Below are 23800 nucleotides of genomic sequence, written 5' to 3'. Positions count from 1 at the left end.
ATGCCTGACTACAGGGTGATCTCTCTCAGCTTGCCGGTCGCGACGTCGAACACGAAGCCCCGCAACGACTCGTGCTTGGTGACGAATGGGCTGGCCTCGATGCGGCGCAACGACTGCCGGACGTCCTCGTCGACATCGGTGAACGACTCGGCCGCCCATTCGGGCTTGAGTCCGATCTCGTCCTGGATCTGCTGCTTGAAGCCGTCGTCGGTGAACGTCAGCATGCCGCAGTCGGTGTGGTGGATGAGGATGATCTCCCTGGTGCCGAGCAGTCGCTGGCTGATGGCCAGCGAGCGAATCTCGTCGTCGGTCACCACACCGCCGGCATTGCGGATGACGTGCGCCTCGCCCTCCGCCAGGCCAAGGGCGCGATACACGTCGAGTCGGGCGTCCATGCACGCGACGATCGCGACGTGCTTGCTCGGCGGCAGCGGCAGGGGCCCGCTGAACCCAGCGGCGTAGGCCTCGTTGTTCGCGAGGTACTCGTCGGTCACGGACATGGGAACCTCCTCAAAGGGCACACGACGACCTCGACCATAGTCACCGCCTGCCCGTCAGCGAAGACTCACGATCGCGGTGATTGCAGGTCGTACACGCCGGTGCCGCCCACATCGGTCTTGGTGAACGTCTTCTCCACCCAGGCCGTGATGTCACCAGCCGAGCCCGTCCGGTGTCCGGGCGGCCCGCCGCGACCAGAGTCGGCCAGGAAGTACCGCACCTGACCGTCGGCGACGTACTGCTGAAACTGCTCCAGCGTCGGCGAGGGGTCGCCGCCGGTGAAGCCACCGATGGCCATCAGCGAGCTTCCCGTCTTGAGCTCGAGGTCGCTCACCGACATCGAGCCGATACCCGCAGCGGCCCAACGGTTGTCGGCGCTCTTCATGAGCGCCTCGAGCTCGGGGGTGGCGGTGAGATCCGGCATGCCGGGTCCGGGTTCGCCCGGACTGCCGAAACCGCCGGCCTTCTGCGGCCCCGACATGGTGCCCGGCCCGTCGTGCGCGGTGGCGGCGTTGTAGACCGAGAACGCCGCCGGGCCGCCGAGGCCGACGATCGCGGCGGCGATGACGACCGCCACCGTCGCCTTGCCGAGGCGGTCCGCCCGGATGGCCAGCAGCAGCGCGACCAGGATCGACCCGATCAGCACCGTCCACCGGATGACCGGCCACCACTCGGGAGTCCGGTTCAGCAGAACGAAGGACCACACGCCGGTGGCCAGCAACATCGCGGCGAGCGCCAGTCGCGCCAGCAGCGACTCCCGGCGACGGACGAGTTGCGCGACGCCGATGCCCGCCAGGGCGGCTACGGCGGGCGCCAGCGCGACGTTGTAGTACGGGTGCACCGTGCCAGCCATGAAGCTGAACACCGCGCCCGTCACCAAAAGCCAACCGCCCCAGAGCATGACACCGGCCCGAACGCGATCGGTGCGGGGCGTACGCCACGTCAGCCAAACTCCGACGACCAGACCGATCAGCGCGGCGGGCAGCAGCCACGACGCCTCGGCGCCCATCGATGCGCCGAACAACCGACCGATGCCGGGGTCGCCACCGAAGAACAGGTTCATGCCGCCGCCAGCGGCACCGCCGTGGCCTGGATCGAAGCCACCACCAGGCCCGCCGCCCTCGTTACCGGCGATGCGCTGGATGCCGTTGTAGCCGAACGCCAACTGCAGCAGGCTGTTGTCGGTGGATCCGGCGATGTAGGGCCGCGAGTCCGCTGGCCACAGGCTGACCAGTGCGACGTACCAGCCCGCCGACAGGATCATCGTGGCGCCGCCGATCAGCAACGCGCCCAGCCTCTTCCACACTCCGAACGGGGCGGCCACCAGGACCGCCAACGCCAGACCGGGGACGACGAGGAACGCCTGCAGCATCTTGGTCAGGAACGCGAAGCCGATCGCGGCACCCGTCAGCGCCATCCACGCCATCATCCGCCGAGCCGTACTCGCGTCGATGGCGCGCACCGTGCAGTACGCCGCCACCACCAACAGCAGCACCAGCAGCGCATCGGGGTTGTTGTAGCGGAACATCAACGTCGCCACGGGCGTCAGCGCGAGCACCAGGCCCGCGATCAGCCCTGCGGACGGACCACTGCTTCGCCGGACGGTCAGGTACAACAGCGCGACCGCGCCGACGCCCATCAGCGCCTCCGGCAGAAGCATGGTGAACTCGTTGAAGCCGAAGAGCCTTCCGGACAGGCCCATCAACCACATCGCCGCGGGCGGCTTGTCGACGGTGATCGCGTTCCCTGCGTCGAGCGAGCCGAACAACCAGGCCTTCCAGTCCTGCGTGCCGGCCTGCGCCGCGGCGGCGTAGTAGCTGTTGGCCCACCCCGAGGAGCCGAGCCCCCACAGGTACAGCGCGCCGGTGCCCACCAGCAGCGCCCAGAACGCGGGCCGGGTCCAACGTGGATCGGGCGGAGAAGATTCGTCGACGACGGCATCGGGTCGGACGTCTTCGGCAGTCAGGGTCACGGTCGGTTTCCTCGTTCGGTCGATGTCAGTGGGCCCGGCGGGGGTGAAACACCCAGCCGCGCAGGAGGACGAAGCGGACTGCGGTGGCGATCAGGTTGGCCGCTATCAGCACGGAGAGTTCGAGCAAGCGGTGCGGTTGGTCGACGAAGACGTGCAACCCCGCGAGCGCCCCGCTGGTGATGGCCAGGGCGATGGCGAAGACGATGAGCCCCTCGACGTGATGGCGGCCCGCCTTCGCCCGACCTGCCACGGCAAAGGTGAAGCGCCGGTTGGCCGCCGTGTTGGCGACCGCGGTGAGGAGCAGTGCACAGAGGTTCGCCGCCTGGGCGCCGATGACGGGATGCAGCAGCACGTAGAGCAGGAGGTAGGCCGCGGTCGACGCCACGCCGACGGCACCGAAGCGCACGACCTGGCGGAACAGCGAATTCGGCACGGCCGCGGAGGATCGCGACGGGGCGAGTTGCGCCGCAATGGCGTTCACCGGGATGGACCCGCTGGCGAAGCCGCGGAGCAACCTGCCCACACCCTTGAGGTCGGCGGTGGCCGTGGCGACGATGTCCACCCGGCTGTCGGGATCGTCGACCCAATCGACCGGCACCTCGTGGATCCGCAGGCCGCTGCGTTCGGCGAGCACCAGCAACTCGGTGTCGAAGAACCACCCGGTGTCGGCGACGTGGGGCAGCAGCTGACGGGCGACGTCGGCACGGATCGCCTTGAAACCGCACTGCGCATCGGAGAACCGGGCCTGCAGCGTCGACTTCAGGATCAAGTTGTAGCACCGCGAGATGATCTCGCGCTTGGGGCCCCGCACCACCCGTGACCCGCGCCCCAGCCGGGTGCCGATCGACACGTCGGAGTGCCCCGAGATGAGCGGCGCGACGAGGGGCCCGACGGCGGCGAGGTCGGTCGACAGGTCGACGTCCATGTAGGCCAGCACCATGGCATCGGACTGCGACCAGACCTGATGCAGCGCGCGCCCGCGCCCCTTCTCCTCGAGTCGCACCACGCGGACGTCGTCGAGTTCGTCGGCGAGTTCGGCTGCGATGCGCGGGGTTTCGTCGATGCTGGCGTTGTCGGCGATGGTGATGCGCACCGAATACGGGAAGCTGTCGCGGAGGTAACGGTGGAGCCGGCGCACCGACGCGGCGAGAGCGGCCTGTTCGTTGTAGACCGGTATCACCACGTCGAGCACCGGAACGCCGAGCGCACGGGCCTCCCGTGCCGCGTGGGGCCGCGAACCGAACGCGATCTCAGCATCCTGAATATCTGTCATGGCTCCATCGTCGACCCGCCGCGTGTGGTGGCCTCCTGTGCGAGCTATGCGCCGGCTATGAATGCGTTGGCCTTGCAGTCAGGTCGTAGACGGTGACGCCGTCGACCGTCTTCGGGGAGTAGTTCGCCTCGACCCACGCACTGATGTCGGAGGCCTCGCGACTGCCGCCGTGATCGCGGGCGCCGGGCATGCCGAACATCATCGAACGGCCGCGGACGAAGTAGTGGACGCGACCGTCGGCCACGTCCCGTTGGAACTCGGCGAGCGTCGGGGCGGGGTCGGTGCCGTTGAAGCCACCCACCGCCATTACCGGTGCGCCGGAGGCCAATTGATAGCCTGCCGCATTGGTCGAGCCGACGACCGCGGCCGTCCACCGGTAGCCGTTGGCACCGTCGGACAGCAGCGCCGTCAGACCGGGCCCGGCCTCGGGTATGTCGAGCAAGCCGCCGGGACCGCCGAACGTCGCGTGTCCGCGCGCCGGGCCCACCGACGGGATCGCCCCGGAATGCGGGGTGGCCGCGGTCGCGATCGCGTAGGCGGTCGGCGCGGCCAGACAGGCCAGGACGGCCAGCGCGGCGACGCCGGTGGCGACGCGGGCCGGAAGCCGGCTCACCACCAGCAGCAGCACCGCGGCGGCGACACCGGCGACGGCCACCGCCGCACCCAGCCACGGCAACCAGTCGTGGCGCCGCGCCAGCAGAACGGCGGCGAGGATGACCGTGACGAGGACGGTGGTGGACATCGCGACGGCAGATCGGATGTCGACCCTGTTGCGCCACAACAGCACTGAACCGATGCCGATGACTGCGCCGATCGCCGGAGCGAGGGCGACGGTGTAGTACTGGTGCAGGATGCCGTTGGCGTAGCTGAAGACGACGGCGGTGACGACCAGCCAGCCACCCCACAGGATCAGGCCTGCCCGCGCCGGATCGGTCCGCGGGGTTCGACGGGTGATGAACAGGCCGGCGGCGAGGCACACCAGGGCGGCGGGGATCAGCCACGCGGCGTAGGCGCCCATCGAGGTGCCGAACAGCCTGCCCCAGCCGACGTCGAAGTTCATGTTGCCCAAGCCACCGGTCTCATCGCCGGTGAGCCTGCCCAGACCGTTGTATCCCAGCGCCAACTCCATGATGCTGTCGTTCTGGGACCCGCCGATGTAGGGCCGCGACGCGGACGGCCACAGTTCGACCAGCAGCAGATACCAGCCGCCGCTGAGCACCATCGCCGCGACGGCTCCGACCGATCTGACGACGCGGGTGCGCAGCGGGACCGCGGCGGCGACGAGGTAGGCCACCCCGAAGGCGGGCAGCACCAGGAACGCCTGGAGCATCTTGGCCAGGAACCCGACGCCGACGGCGACACCCGCGCCCGCCAGCCACCAGCGGCTGCTGTCACGCTCGCAGGCCCGCTGCACGCAGTACGCACCCGCGACGAGGGCGAGTACCAGGAGCGCATCGGGATTGTTGAACCGAAACATCAGCGCCGCAACGGGTGTCAGCGCGAAGACCGCGCCGGCGAGCAGTGCTGCCGACGGCCCCGCGGCGCGGCGCACGGCCGCATACAGCAGGGCCACCGCGGCGACTCCCTCCAACGCCTGCGGCGCCAGCAAGCTCCACGAATTCAGCCCGAACACGCGCACCGAGACGTCCATCACCCAGAGCGCGGCGGGCGTCTTGTCGACCGTGATCGCATTGCCTGCGTCACTGGAGCCGAACAGCATCGCCGTCCAGTCGGCCGCCCCGGCCTGGGCGGCCGACGAGTAGAAGCCGTTGGCCCAACCACTGGCGGACAGGTTCCATAGGTAGAGCACGGCGGTGGCCACCAGGAGAACGCCAATGGTGACGCGTTCACCGAGCGAGACGGGCTGCTGACAGATACCCGAGGACGCCTCGTCGCCGTCGGCGGGCGCGGGGCGCGCGAGTACTGCGGTCACTCCACCGAGTGTCTGGCAGGCAGCTGGGTCCGTGATTGGTTGGGGCTGTGCGTCGACTGTGAACCAAGCGGTAGCCGCACGACGAACTGCGTGCTGCCAGGCTCGCTTCGGACGTCGATCGTGCCGTCGTGCGCCTTGACCACCGCGGCCACGATCGACAGACCGAGGCCCGTACCACCCGGACTGCTGTTCGAGGCTCCGCGGTCCGATGTCGCCGCCGGGGCGGCTCCGCGCCGAGCACGCGACGAGTCCCCTCGCGCAAACCGCACGAAGACCTCCGGCAACAGGTCCGCGGCGATACCCGGCCCCTCGTCGGCCACGGTCAGCACCGCCACGGCGCCGTCGAGGGCCAGCGACGTCGTCACCGACGTGCCTGCGGGAGTGTGAATCCTGGCGTTGGCCAACAGGTTCACGAGTACCTGCTGAAGCCGCGCCTCGTCCCCGATGACGGTGAGCGGCTCCTCGGGGAGGTCCAGGGCCCAGTCGTGGTCGAGCCCGGCCACGTGGGCGTCGCTGACGGCGTCGACCACGAGCCGCGACAGGTCGACGGGTTCACGGCCCAGCGGCCGTCCCGCGTCGAGGCGCGCCAGCAGCAGCATGTCCTCGACGAGATGCGTCATCCGCTCGGTCTCGGATTCCACCCGGCTCATCGCGTGGGCAACGTCCTCGGGTAGATCCTGCCGTTTGCGTTGAGCCAGTTCGGTGTAACCGCGGATGGCGGCCAGCGGGGTGCGCAGCTCGTGGCTGGCGTCGGCGACGAACTGGCGGACCCGGGTCTCGCTGGCGTGCCTCGCGGAAAGTGCACCGGCGATGCGGTCCAGCATCGTGTTGAGCGCCGATCCGAGTTGGCCGACCTCGGTGTGCGCCCCCTCGGGATCGACCTGGACGATCCGGCTCGGCAGGTTCACCTCACCCTTGTCGAGCTCCAGGCCGGCGACGTCGCGGGCGGCCGCGGTGACCCTCGACAACGGGGCCAACTGGCGACGGATGACGAGGATGCCTGCGGTGGCCGCAGCGATCAGCGCGATGAGCGCGATGATGCAGAACATCCACAGCACCCACCAGAGCGTGTCGTCGATGACCGCGGTTGGAAGCCCGGTCACGATCGTCTGGTCGCCGTGGCGGGCGTGCAGGGCGATCAGCCGGTAGCGGCCGAGTCCCTCGAGTTCGGCCGTCGTCGGGCGTCCGTTCGGCCGCACCTTCACGAGCGCGGCGGCGGCCGGACCGTCGACCGTGGATCGGGTGCCGTCCCGGTTGATGACGCCGGCGTCGACCGCCCCCGACGGTGAGATGACCGCGCCCACCGTCCTAGTGGCCTGCCCCGGGGCGTTCAGGAAGCCCGGCCCTGGCCCAAAGTCGGGATCGAAGCGCTCACGCTGAACCGTGGGCGACGGGAAGTCGAACATCGGCGGGGGAAGTTCGAAGATCGCGGCGGACCGTCGGCCCGCCTCCACCAGTTGCTGGTCTAGCTGGCGCACCAGGAAGCGCTGCAGGGCGAACTCCGTGGCGGCGCCGATACCCACGCACACCACGGCCAACAGGGTTACCTGGGTGACGAGCAAGCGCACGCGGAGCGACCACGTGCGCGGAGCAAGGACCCGGCTGTGCGGTTCGGACGGCTCGGCGCTGCGGCGCGACCTCATCGCGGCGGCTTGAGGACGTACCCCGCGCCGCGCAGCGTGTGAATCATCGGCTCGCGGCCGCTGTCGATCTTCTTGCGAAGGTACGACACGTACAACTCGACGATGTTGGACCGCCCGCCGAAGTCGTAGCTCCACACCCGGTCGAGGATCTGCGCCTTGCTCAGCACGCGTTTGGCGTTGCGCATCATGAACCGGAGCAGCTCGAACTCCGTGGCGGTCAGGGTGATGGACTCCCCCGCCCGGGTCACTTCGTGGCTGTCCTCGTCGAGCACGAGATCGCCGACCACGAGCTGCGCGCCGCCCGTCTCATCGGCCACCCCGGTGCGCCTGAGCAGGGCACGCAGCCGCAGCACCACTTCCTCGAGGCTGAACGGCTTGGTCACGTAGTCGTCACCGCCCGCCGTGAGACCGGCGATGCGGTCCTCGACCGAGTCCTTGGCCGTCAGCAGCAGCAGCGGAAGCCCGGGGATCTGGGCCCGCAACACGTGCAGCACGTCCAGTCCGCTCATGTCGGGCAGCATCACGTCGAGCACGACGACGTCGGGCGGGTTCTCCCGCGCCAGGGCGATCGCCGTCTCGCCGTCGCCGGCGGTGGCGATGTCCCAGCCCTCGTATCGCAGCGCCATGGACACCAGCTCGGCGAGCACGGGTTCGTCGTCGACCACCAGGACGTTGATGGGCTTGCCGTCAGCTCGGCGCATGACGAGTCGCGCAGGATCGGCGTGTTCTCGTTCGGAACCGTGGGCAGTGGTCATCAACGTCATCATCCAGCAACGGCATGGGCGGGCACTGTGCGGTTTCTATGTGCCGGCTGTGAAGACCGTTCACAGCCGGCGCACACGTCGAACCTGCACAGTGGAGCCCATGACCACTTGGGGAGTGCGCAAGACCGTCGGCGCGGTAGCGGTGGCCGCCGCCGTGGCCGGGGTTGGTGGCGCCGCCATCGCCGCAGCGACCGGGAGCGGGAGCCACGCAATGGGCGAATTCGGATTCCCCGGCATGGGCGGCCCGCCGCCGCTGAGCGCACCCTTCACTGGCGCACATCACGACCTCGGCGGGGCCGGGTCAGTGCACGGGGAGTCCGTGGTCGCCGACGGCCGCGGGGGCTTCACCACCCGCATCACGCAGACCGGCGTGATCACGGCGATCTCCGCCACCTCGGTGACCGCCCGAAGCGATGACGGCTTCACCCAGACCTACGTCATCCGCGAGGTGGGCACCGCCGTCAAGCCGCCCTTCGCCGTGCACGACCCGATCGTCATCGATGCCCTACGCGAAGGGGGGACCGCGACGGTTTCCACCATGCGGCCTCCCCTATCGGCAGGTCACTGAACTCGGATCAGAGCGCGTCATCCTGCTCGGGAGGTAGCGGCGCCGGGCCCTCGATCTCCGGCACCGCGGATGACGTCGTGGGCGTCGGCGGCGCGGTTTCCTCGGTCAACGTCGTCTCGGTGGTGGTCTCGCCGACCGTCGCTTCCTCCGTCGGCACCGGGCCAGGCGGCGCAGGTGTCGGCTCGGCCCAGCTGTTGGACGCCACGGTCAGTGCGCCACCGGCGATTAGCGCACCCGCGCCGATACTGGCCGCCATCACCTTCAAGCTCTTGATGCTCACGGGAAATCACTCCATTCGACTACTCGAAATGTGTGCAAAGTTTCGGGTAACCGCAGCGGCCGCGCATCAAACGCGAAGCGGATTCCCGGCGTGCACTCAACCGGGCGGCGCGCGTCGGAGCGCCCATGACGACGGGATCGGCCGCCAATCTCCTACCCTGTGGCCATGCGGTTCCCGGCGGGCGTGACGTGACGCGCTTCCTCGTTCGTCGAGCGCTGAACTACATCGTCCTTCTGGTGCTGGCCTCGTTCCTGACGTTCGCGCTCGCGTCGTGGTCGTTCAAACCACTCGACAGCCTGGAGGGCCGCAACCCCCGGCCCCCACAGGCGGTCATCGACGCGAAGGCCGCCGAGCTCGCCCTCGACCAACCGATCCCGATCCGGTACGGGCACTGGGTGTCCGACGCGGTCCAGGGCGACTTCGGCACGACGGTCGCGGGACAACCCGTGTCCGACGAACTGTGGCGGCGGATTGGGGTCAGCCTGCGGCTGGTCTTCCTCGGCTCGGTGCTCGGCACGTTCATCGGCGTGGTGGTCGGCGCGTGGGGCGCCATCCGGCAGTACCGCGTATCCGACCGCATCATCACGGTGCTGTCCCTGCTGTTGATCAGCATGCCGACGTTCGTGGTAGCCAACCTGCTGATCCTGGGCGCCCTGCGGGCCAACACGGCGCTGGGCTTCAACCTGTTCGAGTACACCGGCGAGACGTCACCCACTCCGTTACCCGGGGTCTGGGCGCAGTTCGTGGACCGTGTGCAACACCTCGTCCTGCCGACGGCCACCCTGGCCCTCTTCTCGATCGCCGGCTTCAGCCGCTACCAGCGCAACGCCATGCTCGACGTCCTCGGCCAGGACTTCATCCGCACGGCCCGCGCGAAGGGTCTGACGCGGCGCCAGGCGCTGTTCAAGCACGGCTTGCGCACGGCCTTGATTCCGATGGCCACGCTGTTCGCCTACGGCGTTGGTGGACTGGTGACGGGGGCGGTGTTCGTCGAGAAGATCTTCGGCTGGCATGGCATGGGCGAGTGGGTGGTTCAGGGCATCGCCACGCAGGACACCAACATCATCGCGGCGATCACCGTGTTCACCGGTGCGACGATTCTGCTCGCCGGGCTGCTGTCGGACGTCATCTATGCCGCACTCGATCCGAGGGTGAGGGTGGCATGACCGAACCGGTGACGACGGATGCGGCGTCGACAGCGCAGTCGGGTCTCGACGTCGGCGCCTTCGCCTCGCGCCGCACGCTGACCACGCGCCGCTTCCTGCGCAACCGGCTCGCCGTCGGCGCGTTGGTGGTGCTGGTGGTGATGTTCGTCGGCTGTTATGCGCTGCCGCCGTTGTTGCCGTGGAGCTACACCGATCTCGACTTCCTGGCATTGCAGCAACCACCGAGCACCAGCCACTGGTTCGGCACGAACTCAGTGGGCCAGGACCTGCTCGCACAGACCCTGCGCGGGATGCAGAAGTCGTTGTTGATCGGCGTCTGCGTGGCCTTCATCTCGACGATCATCGCGGCGACGGTGGGCGCCGTCGCCGGGTACTTCGGCGGCTGGCGGGACCGCGTGGCGATGTGGGTGGTGGACCTTCTGCTGGTCGTCCCCAGCTTCATCCTCATCGCCATCGTCACCCCGAGCCTCGGTCAGTCGGGCCGGGTGTTCTCGCTGATTCTGCTGCTGGCCGTCTTCAGCTGGATGATCAGCGCGCGCATCGTCCGGGGGCTGACGATGAGCCTCCGCGAGCGTGAATTCGTCACGGCTGCAAGGTACATGGGCGTATCGAACCGACGCATCATCCTGCGCCACGTGCTGCCGAACGTCGCGTCGATCCTCATCATCGACACCACGCTGAACGTCGGCGTGGCGATCCTCGCCGAGACCGGGTTGTCCTTCCTCGGATTCGGCATCCAGCCGCCGGACGTGTCCCTGGGCACGCTGATCGCCGACGGCACCCCCTCGGTCACCACATTCCCGTGGGTGTTCCTCTTCCCCGCCGGCGTGCTCGTGCTGATCGTGCTGTGCGCCAACGTGATCGGCGACGGCCTGCGCGACGCCATCGATCCCGGCGCCAAACCTCCCCGGCGACGGCGGCGGACGTGACCGAACTCCTCCGGGTCTCCGACCTGCACGTCGGTTTCACCACCGACGCCGAAGACGTCGCCGCAGTGCGGGGTATGACGTTCGACGTCCGGCCGCGCGAAGTCGTGGCGCTCGTCGGCGAGTCCGGCGCCGGGAAGTCGGCGACGGCCATGGCCGTGGTCGGGCTGCTTCCGGAGTACGCGACGGTGTCCGGCTCGGTACGCGTGCACGGCGACGAGCTCATCGGCCTCGACGACCAGCGGATGTCGCGGATCCGGGGCCGGGTCATCGGCACGGTGTTCCAGGACCCGATGTCCGCCCTGACGCCGGTCTACACCGTGGGCGATCAGATCGCGGAGGCACTGCGCGTCCACCAGCGGGAGTTGAGCCGCAAGGCCGCCGGGGCGCGCGCCGTCGAACTGCTCGAGCTGGTCGGCATCGCCCAGCCCCAGCGCCGCGCCGGGGCCTTCCCCCACGAGCTGTCCGGCGGCGAGCGCCAGCGCGTGGTCATCGCCATCGCGATCGCCAACGATCCCGACCTCATCGTCTGCGACGAGCCGACGACGGCGCTCGACGTCACCGTGCAGGCGCAGATCCTCGACGTGCTGCGCACCGCCAGGGACGTGACCGGTGCAGGCGTGCTGATCATCACCCACGATCTCGGCGTGGTGTCCGAGTTCGCCGACCGTGCCGTGGTGATGTACGCGGGCCGGGCCGTGGAGACCGCGCCGGTGGCCGAGCTGACCCGCAGCCGGGTGATGCCGTACACGGTGGGACTGCTGGGCTCGGTGCCACGGCTCGATGCCGTCCAGGGGTCACGCCTGGTGCCGATCCCCGGGGCGCCGCCGTCGATGGCGGCCCTCCCGCCGGGTTGTCCGTTCGCGCCGCGGTGCCCGTTGGCCATCGACGACTGTCTCGCTGCGGAGCCGGAATTGCTGACCGTCGCAACGGGTCACGCCGCCGCATGCATCCGGACCGACGACGTCGCGGGCCGCTCGGCCGCCGACGTGTACGGCGTATCGACCGCGCCCGCCGATACGGCCACTGATCCCGACGCCCCCATCGTCCTCCGCGTGGAGAACCTGGTCCGGACCTACACACTCACCAAGGGCGCGGTGTTCCGGCGCAAGATCGGCGAGGTGCGGGCCGTCGACGGGGTCAGCTTCGAGCTGCGTCAGGGCCAGACGCTGGGCATCGTCGGGGAATCCGGGTCGGGGAAGTCGACCACGTTGCACGAAATCCTGGAGATGACTGCCCCGCAGGGCGGTTCGATCGAAGTGCTCGGCCACGACGTCGCGACCCTCGACCGACGTTCCCGCCGCGCGCTGCGCGGTGATCTACAGGTCGTGTTCCAGGACCCCGTCGCCTCGCTCGACCCGCGGCTACCCGTCTTCGATGCACTAGCAGAACCGTTGACGGCCAACGGCTTCGACAAGAGCCGAGTCGACGCGCGGGTCGCCGAACTGCTCGACACCGTCGGACTGCGGCGTCAGGACGCCAGCCGGTACCCGGCGGAGTTCTCCGGCGGACAGAAGCAACGCATCGGCATCGCCCGTGCGTTGGCGTTGCAGCCGAAGATCCTCGCCCTCGACGAACCGGTGTCCGCCCTCGACGTGTCGATTCAGGCGGGCATCATCAACCTGCTGCTGGATCTGCAGAACCAGTTCGGACTGTCGTATCTGTTCGTGTCACACGACTTGTCGGTCGTGAAGCATCTGGCCGACAGGCTAGTGGTGATGCATCAGGGTTCGGTCGTCGAGTCGGGTGATGCCGGTGAGATCTTCGCGCACCCCCAACACGAGTACACCCGACAGTTGCTGGCCGCGGTGCCGCAACCGTGAACGGTTAGAGTCTGTCCGCATGGAGCTTCGACGCCTCGCCAGCGCCCTTCTCGTCGCCGGACTCGCGCTCACGGCGTGCTCCGGTGGCAGCCAACCGCCGCCGTCGGCCGGAGGCAACGCCGAGATCGGCACCACCAACGACATGAATCCGCAGGACCCCGCTTCCCTGCAGGACGGCGGCGACCTGCGGCTCGCACTGTCCGGCTTCCCCGAGAACTTCAATCCCCTGCACATCGACGGCAACGTCGCCGACGCCGCGAACATGCTCAAGTCGACGCTGCCGCGGGCCTTCACGATCGGCCCCGACGGGTCGCCGACGGTCAACCCCGACTACTTCACCGGGGTGGAGTTGACCGGCACCGACCCCCAGGTGGTCACGTACACCATCAACCCGAAGGCCGTTTGGAGCGACGACACCCCGATCACCTGGGAAGACATCAAGTCCCAGATCGACGCCACCAGCGGCAAGGACAAGGCGTTCGCGATCGCCAGCACCAACGGCAGCGAGCGGGTCGCCTCGGTCACCCGCGGCGTCGACGACCGCCAGGCGATCATGACCTTCGCCAAGCCGTACGCGGAGTGGCGAGGCATGTTGTCCGGCAACACGATGCTGCTCCCCAAGAGCATGACCGCGACCGCAGACGCGTTCAACAAGGCTCAGCTGACCCAGCCGGGCCCGTCGGCCGGCCCGTTCGTCATCACCGGCATCGACCGCACCGCGCAACGAATCACCCTCGCCCGCAACCCCATGTGGTGGGGAGCGACGCCTCGGCTGAACGGGATCACCTACACGGTCCTAGCCGACGAGGCCCGAATTCCGGCCCTGCAGAACAACGCCCTCGACGCCAGCGGTCTGGCCACGCTCGACGAGATGGAGATCGCCCGCCGCACACCGGGTATCTCGATTCGTCGTGCCCCCGGGCTGGGCTGGTACCACTTCACCTTCAACGGGGCACCCGGGTCGATCCTGTCCGACAAGGCATTGCGGACGGCGATCGCCAAGGGTATCGACCGCCAGACGATCGCCAGCGTCACCCAGCGGGGACTGGCTGACGATCCCACCCCGCTGAACAACCACATCTACGTGGCGGGCCAGGAGGGCTACCAGGACAACAGCGCCGTGGTCGCGTTCGACCCGGAGGCGGCCAAGAAGGAACTCGACGATCTCGGCTGGCAGATGAACGGGCAGTTCCGCGAGAAGGACGGCAGACAGCTCGTCATCCGCGACGTGTTCTACGACGCTGCCAGCACCCGGCAAGTGGCGCAGATCGCGCAGAGCAGCCTCGCGCAGATCGGCGTCAAGCTAGACCTTCAGGCCAAGGGCGGCAACGGTTTCTTCAGCCAGTACGTCACCGTCGGCAACTTCGACATCGCGCAGTTCAGTTGGGTGGCCGACGCGTTCCCGCTGTCCGGCCTCAACCAGATCTACCTGTCCACCGGGGAGAGCAACTTCGGCAAGATCGGCAGCCCCGAGATCGACGCCAAGATCGAGGAGACGCTCGAGGAGCTCGACCCCGACAAGGCCCGCGCACTGGCCAACGAGGTCGACGAGCTGATCTGGGCCGAGGGCTTCAGCCTCCCACTCACCCAGTCGCCCGGAAACGTGGCCGTGCGAAGCAATCTCGCGAACTTCGGCGCGGCCGGACTGGGTGACGTGGACTACACCGCGATCGGCTTCACGAAGTAGTGACGCTGCGGACCGCGCGCGGCACCGACGACGGCACCGCCGACTCCGCCGCCGAGGCCGCCGTGATCGCGCGTTTGAGCAGCCGGACGCTCAGCAGACTCGGTGCAGCATCGAGATCGGCTGAGCGGGCGGGTAGTTCGGAGATCGTTTCCTCGTAGACGGCCTTGACGATGTCGAGCGCCGAGCGTTCCTTGACGTCGAGGATGCTGTGCCCCGTGGTGGGCATGTCGACCAGCACGGCCCCGGGAATCAGGTCGGCGATGCGGCATGCGACCGCACGCGGCGTGGTCAGGTCACGGCCGCCGGAGACCACCACGGTGGGCCAGTCGAATCCCGGCATGGCCGCAATGAGGTCATAGGGCTCGGCGACGAAGTCGACCTCCCCCGTTGCCGATTCGCGAAGGGCCACCGCCGGGTCGAGGGGCAAGCCGTCGGGTTTCGCGCCGTAGTTGAGTTCGCGGTAGCCGATGCGACCGACGAGGTCGGGCTCGTTGTGGTACGGCATCTTGCGCTCGACCAGCAGCCGGGTGCCCAGACCCACGACGCCCCACACCCAGTCGTGATCGCTCAACAACAGGTCCAGCTGTCGATTCAGGAGGTCGGGCCCGCCAAGCCCGTACAGGTCGGCGGCCAGCTGCACCGAGGCCGGGGATAGCACACCGTCGGAGACCAGTCGGTGCACCTTCTCGGCGAGCTCGTCGTTCCCGGTGTCGGCGCCGTCCCACAGCAGCCGGCGCACGGCGCGCCTGACCTCGTCGATGTCGTCGGCCGACAGCAGCGGTGAGTCCAGGATCATCGCGTGTATCCGCTGCGGGTGCCGCACGCCGAGCCCGGCGGCCAGGTAGGTGCCGTAGGACGCGCCGTAGACGACCGCCTCGTCGACCCCGGCGTCGTCGAGCACCGCGGCGATGTCCCCGACGACGGCGTCGATCGTCATCGCCTCGAGCGGGAGGTCGGCACCCTGGTCGTCGTGCCGGGACATCCCGACACCCCGGTGCTCGATCATGATCACGTCGCGCCCGTCGGCCACGGCGCGCCTGCGCAACCCGCGGTAGAGCGCGATCGATGCGGCTCCGGGGCCACCGGGGATGATCACCAGCGGATGGTCGGTCACCTCGCCGGTGCGCACGTAGTAGAGATCGAAGTCGTCGGATCCGTCGGCCAGGATGGGCCGACGGATCGAACGCACCCCCGGCTGCGCGGCCAGTTTGTCGTGGATACGGCGGCGCGCGGCATTCATCGTCATCACCCACCATTGTGCCCCTAGGCCGGATGTCGCCGCCGGGGCGGCTCCGTCTGCCGGACTCTTAGGTTCGGCATGAGCCAAAGCAGTGTCGCGATCGACGAGGAGCCGTAGAAACGAGGCCATGACCACCGTCGAGAACGACATCCGCATACTCCCGGGCTCCCCGCAGTGGGACGAGTTGCTCAGCCGCATCGCGGCGGGCGCCAAGGACCGAGACCTGAACGACGAGAATCCCTTTGATCAGGTCGCCGAACTCAAACGCGCCGGTTTCGGCACACTGCGCCTACCGCATGAACTCGGCGGCTCGGGATTGACTGTCCCGCAATTGTTCTCCGCGGTGATCGACGTGGCCCGAGCCGATCCCATTGTGGCGCACATTTTCCGGACGCACTTCTGGTTCACCGAGGAGCGGCTGCGCACCAGTGCGGACTCCCCGTCGCAGCAATGGCTGGGCAAGGTCGCCGACGGCAAGCTCTTCGGCAACGCGTTCAGAGAGAAGGGCGCCAACGCGGTCGGCAGCCTGGTGTTCAACACCCGCCTGCTGCCCGATCCGACCGGCGGCTTCCGGCTCGATGGCGAGAAGTTCTACAGCACCGGCACGCTGTTCTCCGATTATCTGACCGTCACCGCCACGACCGATCATGACTCCGTGGCGACCGTCGTCGTGCCCGCCGATCGCACCGGGGTGAAGCTGATCGACGACTGGGACGGTTTCGGCCAGCGGCGCACCGGCACGGGCACGACGGTGTTCAAGAACGTCGCGGTCACCTCCGACGAGATCCTCGCCGACGCGCCGTACGACGCCCCCGGCGTGCCCACGGTCCAGTACGCGTCACTGCAGTTGTTCATCCACGCGGTCGTCGCGGGCATCCTGGCGGCCGTCGTGGACGACGGCGTGACGCTGCTGCGCTCCCGCGACCGCAGCTTCAGCCACGCCCCCGCCGAGCGCCCCACCGACGACCCGCTGTTGCAACGGCTGCTCGGCGAGCTGGCCAGCACCGCCTACGTCGCGAAGGCGGCGGTGCTCGACGCCGCGGAGGCGATCGCGGCGGCGACCAACTCGGCCGCGACGACCGCCGACGGCAACCCCGACGCGCAGCTGGCTCAGGACGCCCAGCTGAAGGTCGCCAAGGTCAAGGTCCACCTCGATGCCATCGCCCCCGAGGCCGCGACCCGGCTGTTGGAGCTCGGCGGCGCCAGCGCAGCGAGTCGGCAGAAGGGTCTGGACCGACACTGGCGCAACATCCGCACCATCACCCTGCACAACCCGGTCGCGTACAAGGCGGTCGCGATCGGCGCGAACCTGTTGCACGACACGCCCGTCCCCGCCAACGCCTACTTCTAACCCCCACCCCCACGCGATTCGTGCACACTCTCCCGCGGTGAACGCGGGCGCGGGTGCACAAATCGCGGAGAAGGACACCCATGACGCGTCAACTCCACCTCGGTGGCTTCCAGATCGCCTCCCAGGTCACCCACTCGCACGCCGCGTGGCGGCACCCGGGCAGTGATACCGGGTTCACCACGACATCAAGAGCCGCGCCGGGGACTGTGGATTTAACGGTGTTTCCGGCCTGACACGCTGAGCGATGCTCGGCGAGAAAGGTCGCCACGATGACGACACTGAATGACGTGACCAAGAAGAAGGCTGAGCAGTCCGCTGAGCAGAAGGCCGCGGTCGAGCTGGTGCGGCTGGCCCAGGAACAGGGCCTGTCACTGACCGGACCCGATGGGCTGCTCAAACAGCTGACCAAGACGGTGATCGAGGCCGCGCTGAACGAGGAGATGACCGAGCACCTCGGTTATGAAAAACACGACCCGCCCGAGGCGGGGTCGAGCAACATCCGCAACGGCACCCGGTCCAAGACTGTCCTGACCGACACCACCGGCCCGGTCGAGATCGACGTACCGCGGGATCGGGCGGCGACGTTCGAGCCGCAGATCGTCAAGAAACGGCAGCGCCGGCTCACCGGTGTCGATGAGGTCGTGCTGTCGTTGTACGCCAAAGGGCTTACCACCGGCGAGATTTCGGCGCACTTCGCCGAGATCTACGGTGCCTCGGTCTCCAAGGAGACGATCAGCCGAATCACCGACAAGGTACTCGAGGAGATGAACGAATGGACGGTACGGCCTCTGGATGAGACCTACGCCGCGATCTTCATCGACGCGATCGTGGTGAAGGTCCGCGACGGCCAGGTCGCCAACCGACCGTTCTACGCCGCCATCGGGGTCACCCTGGGCGGGGAACGCGACATCCTCGGCCTGTGGGCCGGCACCGGCGGTGAAGGCGCCAAGTTCTGGATGGCCGTGCTCACCGACCTACGAAACCGCGGCGTCAAGGACACCTTCTTCGTGGTCTGCGACGGCCTCAAGGGACTGCCCGAAGTGGTGAGCAACGTGTGGCCCCAAGCGATCGTCCAAACGTGCATCATTCACTTGATACGCAACACCTTTCGGCTCACGTCCCGCAAGTACTGGGATGAGATCAAACGCGATGTGAAGCCGATCTACACCGCGGTCAATGCTACTGCGGCCCGCTCGGCGTTCGATGATCTGGCCGAGAAATGGGGACAGCGCTACCCAGCGGTGATCAAACTCTGGGACAACGCCTGGAACGAGTTCATCCCGTTCCTGGACTACGACGTGGAGATACGGAAGGTGATCTGCTCGACGAATGCCATCGAGTCACTCAACGCCCGCTACCGCCGCGCAATCAAGGCCCGCGGGCACTTCCCCTCCGAGCAGGCCGCCCTGAAATGCCTGTACCTCGTCACCCGATCCCTGGACCCGACCGGCGTCGGCAGGGCACGATGGACGATGCGGTGGAAACCCGCGCTGAATGCGTTCGCGATCACCTTCGGCGACCGATTCCCGGCAGCCGAAACCTACTGATGAAAACCGCCGGAAACACCGTTAACGAGATAGTCCCCCGCGCCGTGGTGCCGGAGCTGCAGCGCCGCGGTCTGTTCAGGACCGAGTACACCGGTGACACGTTGCGCGACCATCTCGGGTTGCCCGCCGCCACCTTCGATGCACCGCAGGAGCGCACCGTGTCCGTCGCCAGCTGATCCCGGCTAGATCGCCAGGAGCAGGTGCTGGGCGTCCACGATTCCGGCGTAGCGCTCGGGGCTGCACGTCAGCACGATGACCTGACCGTCACCGCCGACCGCGTCGAACACCTCGGCCATCTTGGCGAGCCGATCGGGATCGCTGAAGCCCAGCGCGTCGTCGATCACGACCGGCACACCGTCCTCCTTGGCGACCAGCGCAGCGGTCGCCAGCCGGGCCACGATGCCCAGCTGCTCCTTGGCGCCGCCGGAGAGGGACTCGAAGGGGACGGTGCACCCGTTCAGCGTCCGGGCCACCATGCGGAGATCGCCGTCGATCTCGACTTCGAAGTCTGCGCCGAACACGATGCGGCCCAGGCGTTCCACTTCGGTACGGAACGGCTCGACGTAGCGCAGCCGCGACTCGTCGCGGTGGCGGTTCATCACCGAGTGCAGTAGCCGGGCCGCCCCCGCCCGACGCGCGATCCGGTCGTGCTCCGCCGCCGCGTGCTCACACTCGGTCTGCGCCGCATCGAGTCGCCCCTTGCGTCCCTCGGACCCGTACACCCGCAGCTGGGCCATCACTTCACGCAGCTGGCCCGCGATCTCGCCGTGCCGTTCACCGAGTTCGACGGCTCGACGCGCGGCGTCCTCGAACTCGGCCGCCACCGCCGCAGGTCCGGCGGCGGCGAGCTCGGCCTCGATCGCGAGCACCTGGGCGAGCACCCCTCGGGCCCGTTCGGCATCGGCCTCGGCCTGGATGACCAGTTGGTCGTCGGTCTTCGATTCCCGTTGTCGGGCAAGCCGTTCGGCGGCGGCGGCGACCTCCTCGCGGGCGGTCCCGAGCTTGGCCCCCAACACCGCGGCGATACTCGACACCTTCATCGCGTGCGACGCGGCTGCGCTCGCGGTGGAACGGCACGCATCGCGCTCGGCACGCGCGCGCCGGAGCGCCTCGGTCGCCGCCTCGAGTTGGGCCCGCGCGTCCTCTACCCCGGGGTCGTCGCAGGACTGTGCGGCGAGCTCGGTCTCGAGTTCCGCCAGACGGGAACGCAGCTCGAGTACGGCCTCGCCTCCGACGACGGCGTCGCGGGTGGCCCGCAGCCGCTCCCCCGCAGCGATCAGGTCGCGCCGTCGGGCATCGAGTGTCCGGGCGGCCGCCACGTCGTCGACACCGGCCTCGTCGAGCAACGCGGCCAGCATCTGGCGTGCCCGCTCGAGCTTGTCCTGCGAATCGGTCGCGGAGGCACCTGGCACCACACGCCACGTCAACACACCAGGCAGTTCGACCGCGGCCGCGGTCGTGACGTTCTGCGACCAGCCAACCCCGGGTGACACGTGCACCGGCCGACCGTCGACCACCAGCTCCACCTCGACGGCGGACTCGAGTTCGATTCGTGCCGACGTCAATTCGGCCTGGAAGGCGGCCCGCTCGGTAGTCAGCGCGGCCAGTTCGACATCACGCATCACGCCGTCAGAAAGGGTGATCGGCGCCAACTCGGCATCGACGGCCACGAGCTCGCGCTCCACGGCGTCGATCCTGCCGAGCGTGGCCCGGAGCTTCTCGGCTTCACGACGACGCCCGATCCGCTCCATCGTGGCGCGGGCGGCGTCGACCCGGGCGCGGCACTGCTCGGCCTCCAGCGTCGCGGTCTCCGCTGCCGCAGCGGCCGTGACGGCGGCGGCGTCGGCGACGACCCCGTCCTCCGCGGCTGCCTTCACCGCCGACTCCAGCGAGGTGATGGTGGCGCTTCGCTCCCCGAGTTCGGCACGGAGCCGGCGTCGCTCGCCCAGCGCGGTGTCGGACGCGGCCTGCGCCATCTCGGCCGGTTCGGCCAGGGCCCGCGCCGCAGCTAGGCGCTCGTCGAGATGTTTGACGGCGTCGGCGGCGACCCGGGCCACCTCGAGGCGTCCGGCCGCCGTCGTCCTGCTCTGCGCCAGCCGGGCGAGCTCCGCGGTGAGCGCGGCGTGTCGCGCGACCGCGTCGTCGACCTCCTCGACCGCGGTCTTGCACAGGGCGACCTGCTGCTCGGCGTCACGCAACCGCGCCACGGCCGACGCCCAGAGACCCGTCGGCCTCCCCGTCGCCGTGAAGTACTGCCGGAACTCCGCGTCGATCCGATCGATGAGCAGCGGCTCGGCACCGGACAACGTGACCGTCTGACCGGCTGCCACGTCCAACGCACGCGCCAGCGCATCACACCCCGAGAGCTCGACCGAGAGCGTCGATGCCGACTGCAACACCCGCTGCGCCTGCCACAGTTCGGTGTCCATGGTCTCGGCGAGAATGGCCTGCACACGGTCATGCGCCTCGTCGCCCGTGAGTTGCTCACGCGCGGGAGTCATCACCACGAGCCGGGTCTCCGGCTTCTTGTGGAATCGCTTGTAATACTCGAATTTATAGGCGCCGGAAGAGATGACGGCGGTGATCTCGGCACCCTCGTCGACGTGCGTGGGCTTGACCTGCTTGACCTCCTTCTTGGTCGAGCGGTCCTTGGCCTCGAGGAGCAGATCAAGCGCCTCGATCATCGACGACTTGCCGATCTCGTTGGCACCGGACACGACGACGACGCCGCGATCGGGAAAGTCGATGTCGCGGTGGGCGATTCCGCGATAATTCCGCAGAGCCAGACGGTGCAGCTTCATGCGGCACTCCCCCGCTCGGTCAGCCGCAGCAGCAGCGCCAGCGCCGCCCGGGCGTCGTCGGCCTGCGAACTATCCGCCCGTGCGGTGGCCACCAGTTCGTCCACCGCGGCGGCCGCGAAGCCGCCGATGCCCAGGTCGTCGAACTCACCATCGGCGGGCACGACGGCGATCTCGGTCTCCTTGTCCCAGGTGCCGAGCGCGGCGAACAGTCGGACGTACTTGTCCAGACACGCGTCGAGCGCCGCCTTGTCGGTCACCGTCAGGGTGCCGGTCAGCCCGATTTGCACGACCGTGCGTTCCTTGTCGGCCAACTGGTCGAGGTTGATGTCGAGATCCACGACATCCCTCGCCGTGTCGACGGACCGGCGCAGGGTGACGAACCTCCAACGCCCCACCCGGCGGCCCGCCACGTGGACCGCGCGCTGCGGGTCCGCCTCGTCGACGTCGACCACGAGGACATGCCCGGGATCGGGCTCCACGTGGTCGTAGTTGGTGACCTCCTGCGAGCCGGAGTACCAGACTCTGCCGGTCGACCCGACCTCGGTCCGAGAATGCTTGTCACCTAGGGCGACGTAGTGCACGGCACCGCGAGCGACCGCGGCCTCGACCGTGGCGAGCCGGATCAGGGACGGCTTGTCCCGGTCCGGTTCGAAGAGATCGACGCCACCGTGACCCACGGCGATGCGGGTGACGCCGTCCGCGGTGAGGCCCTCGAGCACCTCGCCAAGCAGATCGGTCGTCGGCTTCTTGGAACGCCAAGGCGCCGCGACGATCTCGACTCCCGGACGCACTTCGTGCACCCCCGCCCGGTCGAGCACGATCACGTTGTCGGGCCGTTCGGCGGTGAACAACGCGCTGGTGTACACCGACGAGGCGTCGAGCGGATCATGGTTGCCCGGCAGCAGATACACCGGAACCTCGATGGCGCGCATGGCCTCCAGTGACAGGCTGACGTCACGCGGTGCGAGTTGGTTGTGCTCGAAGACGTCTCCGGCGACGACGACGAATTCCGCGCCCGTCTCGGCCGCGAGCGCACCCAGCGCCGCGACGGCGTCGCGGCGCGCGGCCGAATACCGCGGCTGCGCCTCGCCGTTGAGGAAGTGGCGCGTCATGCCGAGCTGCCAGTCGGCGGTGTGCAAGAAGCGCATCGTGACTCCTCGGCTCTCTAGTCGTGGGCCGTCGTTTTGACGGGCATGGCGAGTGTAGGTCTGCACTCCGACAAGTGAGCGGACCTCGGTCGGCATGTGGGTAACGTGATGTCGATGACGAGCTCCGAGCGCACCTTGATCCTGCTCCGGCACGCGAAGTCCGACTATCCCGACGGGGTGTTCGACCACGACCGGCCGCTGGCCCCGCGGGGCGTCAGGGAGGCGGCTTTGGCGGGTGACTGGATCAGGGCGAACGTGGCTCCCGTGGACGTAGTGCTGTGCTCGACGGCCACCCGGACCCGGGAAACCCTGGCGCGCACCGGCATCGAGGCGGACACGCGTTACTCCGACGAGCTGTACGACACCAAGCCCAGCACCGTGGTCCGCCTCATCAACGCCGTCGCCGACGATGTCCGCACGCTGCTGGTCGTCGGGCACGAACCCACGATGTCATCGCTGGCGTTCGCCCTGGCCGGCCTCGAATCGGACGCTGACGCGGTCGAGGAGCTGACGTCGAAGTACCCCACGTCGGCGATGGCCGTCTTCACGACCGAGGTGCCATGGCACCGCCTTGGACTCGGCGGCGCGACCCTGGTCGACTTCCACGTGCCGCGCTAGTCTGCTCCTCGCGCGAGCGCTCGTCGGCGCTAGTTGTTGGTGTTGAGCGTCAGCTCCATCAACTTGATCGCCATCCCGCATGCGTCGACACCGGGCACCTGGGGGTTCACCCACCACCCCACCACGCCGGCCGCGTCGCTGGCCACCCCGCACGCGCCGCTGGCGTCGTTGGGCTTCATCACGATGGACTGCACGCCCGCGACCGAGCGGCTCTCGACCTGATACTTCAGGAAGTCGGCCACGTTGCGCTCGTTGTCGAGGCTGCCCTGCTCGAACCAGAACCGGGTGATGTCGATCAGCCCGGTCGGATTGAGGGCCTGCCACCGGCACAGCGCACCCACGAACGTGCTCTGGATGTCCAGAGGATCGGCGCCCACGGTCTTGGCGAGCACGTCGGTCGTCAGGACGTCGCATTCCTTCAACAGGTTCGGGTAGGTCTTCGCCGAGTTGTCGTTGCGGGGAGTGTTGCCCCCGCTACCCGCCTTGACCGCCTGGCCCGACACGTCGCGCGAGCAGCCGACCAGCATCGTGACGGTCGCGAGGACTGCGAACAGCGCCGCGG

The 23800-nt window shown here is 68.6% G+C and carries 19 protein-coding genes and 1 pseudogene; 9 read left to right on the top strand and 11 right to left on the bottom strand.

The annotated features are described in order from the left end of the window. Window positions 1–8: 8 nt before the first annotated feature. From QUE68_RS07275 to QUE68_RS07250, 6 genes are all read right to left on the bottom strand, one after another. Window positions 9–500 carry a beta-class carbonic anhydrase gene (locus tag QUE68_RS07275; protein ID WP_284225304.1) on the bottom strand — a complete coding sequence of 164 codons (492 nt, stop codon included), beginning with the start codon at window positions 498–500 and terminating at the stop codon, window positions 9–11. A 65-nt stretch (window positions 501–565) separates the two neighbouring features. Continuing rightward, window positions 566–2464, bottom strand: coding sequence for a glycosyltransferase family 39 protein (locus QUE68_RS07270; RefSeq protein WP_286275762.1), 1899 nt, complete (start codon window positions 2462–2464; stop codon window positions 566–568). Window positions 2465–2495: 31 nt separating this feature from the next. Then, entirely contained in the window at window positions 2496–3743 is a 1248-nt protein-coding gene (locus QUE68_RS07265) for a bifunctional glycosyltransferase family 2/GtrA family protein (RefSeq protein WP_286275370.1), read from the bottom strand. Window positions 3744–3798: 55 nt separating this feature from the next. After that, on the bottom strand, window positions 3799–5676 hold the full coding sequence (locus tag QUE68_RS07260; protein ID WP_455012950.1) for an ArnT family glycosyltransferase: 1878 nt from the start codon (window positions 5674–5676) through the stop codon (window positions 3799–3801). Then, on the bottom strand, window positions 5673–7319 hold the full coding sequence (locus QUE68_RS07255) for a sensor histidine kinase (RefSeq protein WP_286275369.1): 1647 nt from the start codon (window positions 7317–7319) through the stop codon (window positions 5673–5675). The genes QUE68_RS07260 and QUE68_RS07255 overlap by 4 nt, the downstream gene beginning before the upstream one ends. After that, window positions 7316–8020 carry a response regulator transcription factor gene (locus QUE68_RS07250; protein WP_284230739.1) on the bottom strand — a complete coding sequence of 235 codons (705 nt, stop codon included), beginning with the start codon at window positions 8018–8020 and terminating at the stop codon, window positions 7316–7318. The genes QUE68_RS07255 and QUE68_RS07250 overlap by 4 nt, the downstream gene beginning before the upstream one ends. A gap of 163 nt (window positions 8021–8183) precedes the next feature. On the opposite strand from QUE68_RS07250, the gene QUE68_RS07245 reads away from it, so the two are divergent. After that, a complete protein-coding gene (locus QUE68_RS07245; RefSeq protein WP_286275368.1) occupies window positions 8184–8651 on the top strand; it encodes a hypothetical protein in 468 nt (155 codons plus the stop codon). A 7-nt stretch (window positions 8652–8658) separates the two neighbouring features. Here the strand turns inward: QUE68_RS07245 and QUE68_RS07240 are convergent, their stop codons facing one another. Beyond that, a complete protein-coding gene (locus QUE68_RS07240; protein ID WP_286275367.1) occupies window positions 8659–8931 on the bottom strand; it encodes a hypothetical protein in 273 nt (90 codons plus the stop codon). A 188-nt stretch (window positions 8932–9119) separates the two neighbouring features. Between QUE68_RS07240 and QUE68_RS07235 the strand changes: the two genes are divergently transcribed. From QUE68_RS07235 to QUE68_RS07220, 4 genes are read left to right on the top strand one after another with little or no spacing between them, the layout of a single operon-like run. After that, window positions 9120–10097, top strand: a complete 978-nt coding sequence (locus QUE68_RS07235) for an ABC transporter permease (RefSeq protein WP_284230737.1) — start codon at window positions 9120–9122, stop codon at window positions 10095–10097. Then, window positions 10094–11026 (top strand): ABC transporter permease, encoded by a 933-nt coding sequence (locus QUE68_RS07230; protein ID WP_286275366.1) that lies wholly within the window; start codon window positions 10094–10096, stop codon window positions 11024–11026. The genes QUE68_RS07235 and QUE68_RS07230 overlap by 4 nt, the downstream gene beginning before the upstream one ends. Beyond that, entirely contained in the window at window positions 11023–12846 is a 1824-nt protein-coding gene (locus tag QUE68_RS07225; protein WP_286275365.1) for a dipeptide ABC transporter ATP-binding protein, read from the top strand. The genes QUE68_RS07230 and QUE68_RS07225 overlap by 4 nt, the downstream gene beginning before the upstream one ends. Window positions 12847–12865: 19 nt before the next feature. Continuing rightward, window positions 12866–14533, top strand: a complete 1668-nt coding sequence (locus QUE68_RS07220; RefSeq protein WP_286275364.1) for an ABC transporter family substrate-binding protein — start codon at window positions 12866–12868, stop codon at window positions 14531–14533. Here the strand turns inward: QUE68_RS07220 and QUE68_RS07215 are convergent. After that, window positions 14523–15779 carry an alpha/beta hydrolase gene (locus QUE68_RS07215; protein WP_286275363.1) on the bottom strand — a complete coding sequence of 419 codons (1257 nt, stop codon included), beginning with the start codon at window positions 15777–15779 and terminating at the stop codon, window positions 14523–14525. The two genes, QUE68_RS07220 and QUE68_RS07215, sit on opposite strands and share 11 nt — an antisense overlap. Before the next feature lie 121 nt (window positions 15780–15900). Between QUE68_RS07215 and QUE68_RS07210 the strand changes: the two genes are divergently transcribed. The 3 genes and pseudogenes from QUE68_RS07210 to QUE68_RS07200 all read left to right on the top strand — a co-directional run. Next, window positions 15901–17124: an acyl-CoA dehydrogenase family protein gene (locus tag QUE68_RS07210; protein WP_286275362.1), complete on the top strand. Its 1224-nt coding sequence runs from the start codon at window positions 15901–15903 to the stop codon at window positions 17122–17124. Window positions 17125–17393: 269 nt separating this feature from the next. After that, entirely contained in the window at window positions 17394–18671 is a 1278-nt protein-coding gene (locus QUE68_RS07205) for an IS256 family transposase (RefSeq protein ID WP_286274351.1), read from the top strand. A 44-nt stretch (window positions 18672–18715) separates the two neighbouring features. Continuing rightward, window positions 18716–18847: pseudogene (locus QUE68_RS07200) on the top strand (LLM class flavin-dependent oxidoreductase); the annotation flags it as partial. A gap of 6 nt (window positions 18848–18853) precedes the next feature. Here QUE68_RS07200 and QUE68_RS07195 read toward each other — a convergent pair. Then, a complete protein-coding gene (locus QUE68_RS07195; RefSeq protein WP_284233359.1) occupies window positions 18854–21472 on the bottom strand; it encodes an AAA family ATPase in 2619 nt (872 codons plus the stop codon). Further along, on the bottom strand, window positions 21469–22620 hold the full coding sequence (locus QUE68_RS07190; RefSeq protein ID WP_286275361.1) for a metallophosphoesterase family protein: 1152 nt from the start codon (window positions 22618–22620) through the stop codon (window positions 21469–21471). The genes QUE68_RS07195 and QUE68_RS07190 overlap by 4 nt, the downstream gene beginning before the upstream one ends. 114 nt (window positions 22621–22734) lie before the next feature. On the opposite strand from QUE68_RS07190, the gene QUE68_RS07185 reads away from it, so the two are divergent. Then, entirely contained in the window at window positions 22735–23238 is a 504-nt protein-coding gene (locus QUE68_RS07185; RefSeq protein ID WP_286275360.1) for a SixA phosphatase family protein, read from the top strand. 29 nt (window positions 23239–23267) lie between these two features. Here QUE68_RS07185 and QUE68_RS07180 read toward each other — a convergent pair whose 3' ends face one another. Further along, window positions 23268–23765 (bottom strand): DUF3558 domain-containing protein, encoded by a 498-nt coding sequence (locus QUE68_RS07180; RefSeq protein WP_284230735.1) that lies wholly within the window; start codon window positions 23763–23765, stop codon window positions 23268–23270. Between the last annotated feature and the right edge of the window lie 35 nt (window positions 23766–23800).

It is taken from the genome of Mycolicibacterium sp. TUM20985, from assembly GCF_030295745.1.
Lineage (GTDB): Bacteria > Actinomycetota > Actinomycetes > Mycobacteriales > Mycobacteriaceae > Mycobacterium.
Note: the sequence above shows the minus strand (reverse complement) of the source record. Positions and strands in the feature narration are given on the sequence as shown.